This is a genomic window from Caballeronia arationis (assembly GCF_001544975.2).
Classification (GTDB): domain Bacteria; phylum Pseudomonadota; class Gammaproteobacteria; order Burkholderiales; family Burkholderiaceae; genus Caballeronia; species Caballeronia arationis.
Window position 1 is genome coordinate 1 of the sequence record NZ_FCOG02000392.1, and the last position, 1831, is coordinate 1831.

General features: G+C 59.6%; 3 protein-coding genes and 1 pseudogene. 3 read left to right on the forward strand and 1 reads right to left on the reverse strand.

Annotated features, from left to right (window positions below):
* From AWB81_RS48100 to AWB81_RS49105, 3 genes and pseudogenes are all read left to right on the forward strand, one after another.
* Positions 1–560: oligosaccharide flippase family protein (locus tag AWB81_RS48100; RefSeq protein ID WP_235026247.1), on the forward strand; the 560-nt coding region annotated here is incomplete at its 5' end.
* Between the two features lies 1 nt (position 561).
* Positions 562–951: an MATE family efflux transporter gene (locus AWB81_RS48105; RefSeq protein WP_235026248.1), complete on the forward strand. Its 390-nt coding sequence runs from the start codon at positions 562–564 to the stop codon at positions 949–951.
* A gap of 212 nt (positions 952–1163) precedes the next feature.
* A pseudogene (locus tag AWB81_RS49105) lies at positions 1164–1310 on the forward strand (EamA family transporter); the annotation flags it as partial.
* A gap of 72 nt (positions 1311–1382) precedes the next feature.
* Here AWB81_RS49105 and AWB81_RS42560 read toward each other — a convergent pair.
* The coding region (locus AWB81_RS42560) for an alkaline phosphatase family protein (RefSeq protein ID WP_327373514.1) at positions 1383–1831 on the reverse strand (449 nt) is incomplete at its 5' end.

Here is a 1831-nt window from a genome sequence, read left to right on the forward strand (position 1 = left end):
TGACGCTCATCGTGCCGCAGCTCGCCGGGAACCGTGAGTTGCTGCTTACAGGCTTCGGCATGGCCGTCGGTGCAATGCTCATTCCGACGTGGTACTTCCAGGGCGTGGAAGACCTTGCGCCGATCGGCGGTTTCGTGTTTGCTGGCCGTGCGCTTAGTGTACCCGCCATGTATCTGTTCGTGCGTCACCGCGACGATGTCTACATCGCAATGCTGGTCAACATGCTGGTGCCGCTGTTGTCTGGCATCGCAACCTGCACGCTCCTGTATTTCCGCCGCGAGATCGACTTCGTGCCTGTCTCCATCGGAACCGCGCTCGGGCGGCTCAGGGAAGGATGGAGCGTGTTCATCGCCACCTCACTCGTCGAGATCTATGCGTCGAGCAACATCGTGCTGCTAACACTCATGGCGGGCAATATAGCGGGCGGCTACTTCGCTGCGGGCGACAAGCTCATTCGCGCCGCGCTCGGCATGTTGCAGCCAGTGAGAACCGCAGCTTATCCGCGCGTGAGTTTTTTGATGCATCACGCGCGCGGACGATGCGTTCGCCTTTCTGCGTAAGATGTTCGTGTTGCAGGGCGGCATTGCCTCGCTCATCTCGCTAGGCATTTTCCTTAGCGCGCCGCTCGCGGTGAAGCTGCTCTATGGCCCGCAATACGGACCCACCGCCGACGTGCTGCGTTGGATGGCGTTTGTACCGCTGATGTCGAGTTTGTCCGATCTGTTCGGCGTTCAAATGATGCTTCCGCTTGGCATGAACTCGGCATTCAACCGTGTGCTGATCGCATCGGCGGCGCTGAATTTCGGTTTGCTCGCGGTGCTCGCGAAGTTATTTGGCGAGCAAGGCGCCGCTGCGACGGCGCTTGCCGTCGAAACATCAGTTGCGGCAGCCATGGCCTTAACGCTGCGTCTCGAAGGCGTGCAGCTGCTCAAGCGTCCCGTTGCGACTTAAGGCGTGGAATCGCGATCGGAAGCGCGAATTGTTCGCGCTCGTCGCTTTGCGCGGCAAGCACCGGGAAAGGCAGCCAAACATGAATCCGAGCCAGCACATTCATACAGCATCGCTATCTTCTGCTGCGCAGGAATGGCCCGCGCAAGTCAGATGCGGCGATGCGCTTGCACCGTGCGGTTAATGCACCGACCTGCGAGTTCGGTTGCTGATGCTTGAACGCAAGTCACAACGCAGCATTCACCGCGCTACTTGCAGCCGCACTGTTCGCCGTAAAGACGCCTCTCGCCAAGACTCTGCTGGGGTCCTCTTTCACCCTTCATGGTCGCGGGCTTGTTGTAACTGGTAGCGGTGTCGGGCTCGCCGTGGCGGAATCTCGTCCGACGTCTCGGGTTTGAGGTCGCAATCGGTGGCGCAAAGGTGCAGTTTTTCTATCAACGATGTGCGTAGAGTGGAAGGAACGGGTCTTTGGAGCGGGGAGAACCCTCGCTCGTAGGTCGGAGAGTCCCAGTGGGAAGGGCCGCAGGACACACCGGAATGTCCGGGCGCGCGGTCGCTAAAGCGAGCATCTTTGAAATGTCATCGGCAGCACGCACGCGCGCTGTCAGATTGAGCAAGCCGTTCAGCCCGAGCAACTTGTCGGTAGTCTTCAGAATTGACGTATGGTCGTAAAGCGCATGGTCGATAGTGCCGGCCGAGACGTAGGGCGAAATCACGAGGGCTGGAACCCGCACGCCGAAGCGGTCAAAGGCAAAGTTGTGCGTGTTTAGCTTCTTGTTTTCAGCCGCGCCGGGCGGAACCGCAGGCGGAGGCCGCACATGGTCGAAAAAGCCTCCGTGCTCGTCGAATGTGATAACGAACAGACTGCTGGGCCAGAGCTTTG